The organism is Streptomyces sp. NPDC060049, from assembly GCF_042736715.1.
Classification (GTDB): Bacteria; Actinomycetota; Actinomycetes; order Streptomycetales; family Streptomycetaceae; genus Streptomyces.
The window spans coordinates 228,578-234,982 of the sequence record NZ_JBHWVV010000003.1; the positions used below are offsets into that span (position 1 = coordinate 228,578).

Annotated in this window: 6 protein-coding genes; 3 read left to right on the forward strand and 3 right to left on the reverse strand. The window is 70.5% G+C overall.

Annotation, left to right across the window (positions count from 1 at the left end; genetic code table 11):
• Window positions 1-957 (reverse strand): LysR family transcriptional regulator, encoded by a 957-nt coding sequence (locus ACFWBY_RS06320; protein WP_385341565.1) that lies wholly within the window; start codon window positions 955-957, stop codon window positions 1-3.
• Between the two features lie 109 nt (window positions 958-1,066).
• Here ACFWBY_RS06320 and ACFWBY_RS06325 point away from each other — a divergent pair, with 109 nt between their 5' ends.
• Window positions 1,067-2,044: an EamA family transporter gene (locus tag ACFWBY_RS06325; protein ID WP_385341568.1), complete on the forward strand. Its 978-nt coding sequence runs from the start codon at window positions 1,067-1,069 to the stop codon at window positions 2,042-2,044.
• A 61-nt stretch (window positions 2,045-2,105) separates the two neighbouring features.
• Here the strand turns inward: ACFWBY_RS06325 and ACFWBY_RS06330 are convergent, their stop codons facing one another.
• Window positions 2,106-3,227, reverse strand: a complete 1,122-nt coding sequence (locus ACFWBY_RS06330; protein WP_385341570.1) for a serine hydrolase domain-containing protein — start codon at window positions 3,225-3,227, stop codon at window positions 2,106-2,108.
• A 278-nt stretch (window positions 3,228-3,505) separates the two neighbouring features.
• Complete coding sequence (locus ACFWBY_RS06335) at window positions 3,506-4,474, reverse strand: LuxR C-terminal-related transcriptional regulator (RefSeq protein WP_385409631.1); 969 nt, start codon at window positions 4,472-4,474, stop codon at window positions 3,506-3,508.
• Window positions 4,475-4,780: 306 nt separating this feature from the next.
• Here ACFWBY_RS06335 and ACFWBY_RS06340 point away from each other — a divergent pair, with 306 nt between their 5' ends.
• Window positions 4,781-5,584, forward strand: coding sequence for a hypothetical protein (locus tag ACFWBY_RS06340; RefSeq protein ID WP_385341573.1), 804 nt, complete (start codon window positions 4,781-4,783; stop codon window positions 5,582-5,584).
• A 140-nt stretch (window positions 5,585-5,724) separates the two neighbouring features.
• A complete protein-coding gene (locus ACFWBY_RS06345; protein ID WP_385341576.1) occupies window positions 5,725-6,300 on the forward strand; it encodes a GNAT family N-acetyltransferase in 576 nt (191 codons plus the stop codon).
• Window positions 6,301-6,405 lie beyond the last annotated feature (105 nt).

Sequence of the window (6,405 nt, forward strand, 5' to 3'; positions counted from 1 at the left end):
CTACTGCTGGACCGCGCCCGCGGAGCGGGGGACACTCGCCGGGTCCCCCGGACGGGGGGCCAGCCGGGCCCAGTGCTCCTGGATGGTCCGCACGGCCTCGGTGATCGCGGGCCGGCGGGCCGCCCCGGTCCGCCAGGCGGCGTACAGCCGGCGTACGGGGCCCGGGTCCAGCGCGACGGCCACCGCGCCCGGCGGCAGCTGCCCGGTGCCGAGCCGCGGTACGACGGCCACCCCGAGCCCCGCGGCGACCAGCGCGACGACGGTGTGGTTCTCCTCGGCGACGTGGGTGATGTCCGGCTCGAACCCGGCCGTGCGCAAGGTGCGCACCAGCCAGTCGTGGCAGACCCGGCCGGGCGGCTGGCACACCCACCGCTCCCCGCCCAGGTCCGAGCGGCGGATGACGGAACGCGAGGTGAAGGGATGCCCGGCCGGCACCACGAGGTCGCAGTGGTCGTCCCCGATCACCGCCTGTTCGACGCCGTCGGGGGCGGGCAGCGGGGCGATGTCCCAGTCGTGGGTCACCGCCAGGTCCGTGACGCCGCGGGCCACCAGGTCCATCGACAGGTGCGGGTTGATCTCCGTGAGCCGGGTGTCCAGAGCCGGGTGGCGGCGGGCGAGGTCGGCGAGGACCCCGGGCAGCAGACCGCGGGCGGCGGAGGCGAAGGCGGCGATCCGCAGCCGGCCGACGGGCTGGCCCCGGGACTCCTCCAGGGTGGTCTCGGCCCGCTCCGCGATGGCCAGCAACTGCTCGGCCGTCGCTGCCAGCAGCTTGGCCTCCTCGGTGAGCGCGACCCCGCGGCCGTGGCGTTCGAGCAGGGTCGTGCGGGTCTCCCGCTCCAGCTTGGAGATCTGCTGGGAGACGGCGGAGGGCGTGTACCCGAGTGCGGCGGCGGCCGCGCCGACCGAGCCGTGGACGGAGACGGCGTGGAGGGCGCGCAGCCGCGAGAGGTCCAGCATGCGAGGCAGCTTAGGCGCGCCCGCACCGCGGCTGGATGAAGCATCACTAATTCCGATACTGAAGACATCGGCGCTGGTGCTGAACGGTCGTTGAGCCGATGCTCAGTTCATGCGACCCATACACACCGCCCTCGCGGTTCTCGTAGCCGCCGTCTGGGGTTTCAACTTCGTCGTCATCGAGATCGGGCTCGGCACCTTCCCCCCGCTGCTGCTGTCCGCCCTGCGCTTCCTGGTCGCCGCGATCCCGGCGGTCTTCTTCGTCGGCAAGCCCAAGGTCGCGTGGAAGTGGGTCATCGCGGTCGGGGTGGTGCTCGGCATCGTGAAGTTCGGACTGCTGTTCACCGGCATGGACCACGGGATGCCCGCCGGGCTGTCCTCGCTGGTCCTCCAGGCCCAGGCTGTGTTCACCGCCGTGTTCGCGGCCGTCGTGCTCAAGGAGCGGCCGGGCCGGGTGCGGATGGCCGGGATGGCCGTGGCCTTCGTGGGCATCGGCGTGGCCGCCGTGGACGAGGGCGCCTCCGGGCCCGTCCTGGGCTTCACGATGGTGATCGCGGCCGCCGCCTGCTGGGGCGTGTCCAACGTCCTGACCCGCAAGGCCTCCCCGCCCGACGCACTGAACTTCATGGTGTGGGTGAGCGTGGTGCCGGTGCTGCCGCTGGCCGCGCTGTCGCTGCTGCTGGAGGGCCCGGACCGGGACCTGGCCGCGCTGCGCGCACTGGACTGGAGCGGTGTCGGCGTCATCGTGTACCTCGCCTGGATCACCACGGTGTTCGGCTTCGGGGCGTGGGGATACCTGCTGCGCCGCTACCCCGCCTCCTCCGTCGCCCCGTTCTCGCTCCTGGTACCGGTCTTCGGGATGACCTCGGCGGCCCTGGTGCTGGGGGAGCAGGTGAGCGGACTGCGCTGGGTGGCGGCCGTGCTGCTGGTGGGCGGCGTCGCGGTGACCTCCCTGGTCCCCTCGAAGCCCCGGGCGGCGTCCGCGGTGACCGAGGTCCCCGAGGCGCAGCCGACCGTCGCGGCCGTCTCCGCCCCCGAGCCCGCCGCGGCCGAGGCGGCGGACCCCCTCCCGACGGGCGGCGGGCGTTAGTGCTCATAGCCCGAGTCAACGGCTCGACGCGTGCCCGCTGGGCGGCAGCCGGCGACACGCATCACCCGACGAACCGACGATCTGATGAGCCTCGGGAAACGGTCTGGTCGGTGAGGGCCGCCGTGACCACTGCCTCGACACGGTCGCGCTGCTGTTCGGGGGTGGCCAGGGAGTCGGGCCGCAGGGCGTAGACCGTCCGGCGGTGCTGTTCGGTACTTGCGAAGACGCCGCTGGTCCAGCCGCCGCTGGAGCCGGTCTTTCCCCAGACCCTGGTTCCGTTCAGCTCGATTCCCATCAGCCCGCCGGCACTGAAGCAGGCCGTGGAAGCCGGGCAGTTGGTGTTCTCGGGGGCGCCGGGTACCGCGGGCACTTCGAAGAGGTGCCGCTGCTGGGCCGGAGGGAGGAGCCGCCCGTCCAGCAGGGCCCTCAGGAACGCGTCGAGGTCGGCCGCGGTGGACGTCAGCCCGCCCTCCGACCAGGCCCAGGCGATCGCCGGGTCCTCGGAGAGCGCGGTGCCGCGCAGGGCCAGCGGGCGCAGGATCCGCCGGTCGAGCTCACCGGCGAAGGAGCGGCCGGTGACCCGCTCCACGAGCAGCCCGGCGACGAAGCTGTTCAGCCCGTTGTACTGCTGGACGGTTCCGGGGCCCGGGATGCGGCCGGGGCGGGCCGCAGCGTCCGCTTCGAAGGAGGCGGTCACCACTCCGTGCGGATCGAGCGGAACCCGGGCCGGACGGGGCAGGTCGCTGGTGTGGTCCAGGAGCTGGCGCACCGTCACGCCGGCGTAGGCGGCCGGGATCAGCTCGGGCAGGTGGGGGCGGACGGGATCGTCGATGCCGATCCGGTGCTCGGCGACCAGTTGGAGCACCACGGCATCGGTGAAGACCTTGGTCACGCTGCCCACCGGGAAGCGCGCGCCCGCCTCCACCTGTCCGGCCGTCCCGGTGTACGGGGTGCGCATGGCCCGGCCGGCCACTCGTACCAGGGCTGCGTCCGTCACCCCGTCGGGCAGGGTGGCCAGCAGCGTTCTCACCGCAGCCGGGTCGCGGGTGCCGGTGGAGTTGTGGGAGGCGAACGCGCTGGGCGCGGCCGTGGCCGCAGGGGCGGCGGCCAGAGCGGTGGCGAGTGCGGCCAGTGCCACGCCGGTGACGGTGAGACGGCGGGCGGCGCGGGGACGAGCGGTCATCGGTGGCTCCTGGGAACGGCGCGGGCGGCTCGGTTCAGCGCGGTACTCGCGCTGAACCAACCTTCGCCCCCGCAGAGCCCGTTGACCGTCGGTGATCGCCCTGAGCCGCCCCGGAGCTCACCCTGATCCGCCCTCGGGGTGCGGGCCGGGATCGGCGCCGCGGGCCCCGGCGTGATCCGCGAGGGACGGCCCGGGCCGCCCGTCCCGCGGCTCCCCCCTTACGACGGATCCCGCGGCGGATCCGGGCCGGATCCCCGTGGCCCGCATCTGCCGCGGCATCAGTTGCCGCCGAAAGGCTCCTTGCCCAGCAGGTATCCGGCGTGCAGCCGGTTGCGGGCGCCGATGCTCTTCATGATGTTCGCGATGTGGCGCTGGGTATTGCGCAGGGAAATTCCCACGACATGGGCTATGCGGTTGTCCGATTCACCCTGAATGAGCAGCGACACGATGGTCTGCTGGATGTCCGAGGTAATCGCGGCGCGGGCCGGCCGGTCGGTTTCCGGGACGAATTTCTCCGCCGAGCTCCAGGCGCGCTCGAAAGCCTCCGCAATAAATGAGACAAGGTGGCGATTTCTCGATACCGCCGCCCCGTGTGATCCGTCCATGAGCGGCAGGATCGCCACTTCCCGGTCGAAGACGATGCAGCGCGGAAAACCGCCGGCGAGCGTGCAGACTTCCGCGCCGAGCGGTGTGAACCGCTCGACGAAAGACACCGTGACCGGGCTGAAGCGGGCCGTGTGCTGGTAGAGCGTCCGCATCCGCACCCCCCGTTCCAGCAGTCGCTCGGTGCGCTCCAGGCTCTCGTCGAGCACCCCCTCGTCACGCGCTCCGCCGGGCTGAGAGGTCAAAACTTCGGCGCGGCAGCCCTCGGCCAAGCCCGTGATCAGCTTGCGCACGTCGTGGACGCCGGGGACGACTTCGAGTGAGTTGTCGTCCTGCAAGTGCTCCGTCTTGAGGGTCAACTCATCTAGATCTCCCCGTAGATGGTCGATGAAGGACTGCATCTCGTTCAGGCCGTGCTGCGCCGGGTTGAGGACCTTGATGCGCGCGTGGTCCACCGGGTACGGGGTGAAGATCCCGGTGTCCGGGCACTTGCTCAGCAGCCCCAGGTCCCCCAGTGCGGAGGCGGCTTCCTTCACGTCGGCGGCGTCCATGCCCAGTGCCTCGCCCGCGGATTCGCACGTTGTACCCGGTGTCCGGGTGACGAACCGGTAGAGACGGTTCCCGTCAGCGGTCAGCTGAGGCACGGGAAAAGGATGGACTTGTCTGGTTGAGTTCAATTCATCCCCCTGTCATGTTTTCGCCAGCGGCAACATGATCCCAGAAGGGGATGGATCCGGAAGTCGTCCTGCCAGCAGGATGAAGGCGAAGCTGATCCGGACCGCAGAAAATTCTGGAGGGGCAGGTAAGCATGCCACGTATAGCGAGATCCCATCTCGCCATTGCGGCAACTGTCGCGGTGTCCGTCTTCCTTGCTCCGTCAACGAGTGGTCCGGCCCCGGTGGCCGCCACTGGTCCGGATCAGGTAGTCAACGATCTCGGCTGGGGATGAGATGCCTCGAAGTAAGTCGTACAACACGTACTCCAACCTGCAGCGACCCGAGTTCCGCAAGCGAGTGGACGAGCTCCTGCTGAAGTTCGAGCGGGACTTCTACGAGCGCAGCGCGGGCGCCGACGGAATGCTCGACAAGGAGAAGTTCGACCTCGACCTGTACAAGCGGCACAACGTGGAGACGATGATCCGCATCGGTCTCAAGCGCGCCGTCGACCCGCTCATCGCCAACTACTGGGCCACCCGGGACCCGCAGCTCTGCAAGGAGTGGGGCCTGTACGGCGCGGAGGAGGGCCGCCACGACCGCATGTTCGCCGGCGACCTGCACAAGGTGGGCATGACGGACGAGGAGATCTACGCGATCCGCCCGACCTTCGCCACCGAGCTGCTCAACGGCTACTTCTACTACACGATGGCCACCGAGGGGCCGCTGGCCGCGATGATCAGCGGCTTCTACCTGGAGTACATCGCGGGCAAGACGCAGCCCGACTGGCTCGACATCATGGAGCAGCACGTCGGCGCCGCCAACACCAAGGGTGCCCGTGCCCACCTGGCCCTCGACGACGACGACGACCACGTCGACATGGTCTGGAACCTGATCATGCGCGTCGTCAAGGACGAGGCCGACGAGGAGCGTTTCGTCGAGCACCTCATCAAGATCAATTCGCTGTTCGTCTCCTACTTCGTCGAGGTCTACGCCGCCACCGTGCTCGGCGCCGGCGCCGACCTCTCCCTCCTGACCCAGGCGGCCCCGGCCGCCGCCGTCCAGACCAACCTGCAGACGCAGGCCACCGCCTCGGTCTAGTCCGACGCGCAAGTCGCCACCTCCGCAAGCCGGCGATCCCGGACATTGCGCACCCAGATGTCCGCACCGCCCAGCGGGGCCGTGCGCGCGATGTCCGGGGTCCGGCTGCCTCCCCCGTCCACTCACCAAGGAAGACGACGATGCACTATTCATGGCCTCGCGAGCTGTCCGAGCAGGACATGCGCGAAATGATCGAGCTGATGGACGCCGTCGCGGTCAAGGAGATGACCCTCGGCTTCTACGAACCCGTAGGACTGGAGAAGGGCCTCCCGCTGATGCGGGCCTTCGAGGCAGACCTGAAGAAGGGAGCCGTCGACCTCCTCCACGTCCGCAACGACGAGGGCCGCATCGTCGGCATGGTGACCCTCGCACGGGCGCCGCTGCCGGCCCGCCGCCACATCGTCGAGATGCGCCGCTGCGTCGTCGCCCCCGACTACCGCGGGCAGTTCCTGCTCGAGGGCTGGGCCGAGGCCCTGCGCAAGGTCGGCGAGATGGGATGCGACGTCATCACGCTCGAAGTCCGCGACGACGGCCCCTCCGCGCTCTGGCAGCGCCTGGGCTTCCGCGAGTACGGCCGGCTGCCCGACTACGCCCGCGCCGACGAACGCCCCGTCACCGGCTTCTACATGTACGCCCGGCTCGCCGACATCACGGCCCACTTCGAGGCCACCGGCAGCTGGCTGCACGAACTCGAGTCCGACCGCGCGGCGGCGTAGCGGGCACCGCACCGCACCGCACCGCACCGCACCGCACCGCACCGCACCGCACCGCACCGCACCGCACCGCACCGCACCGCACCGCACCGCACCGCACCGCACCGC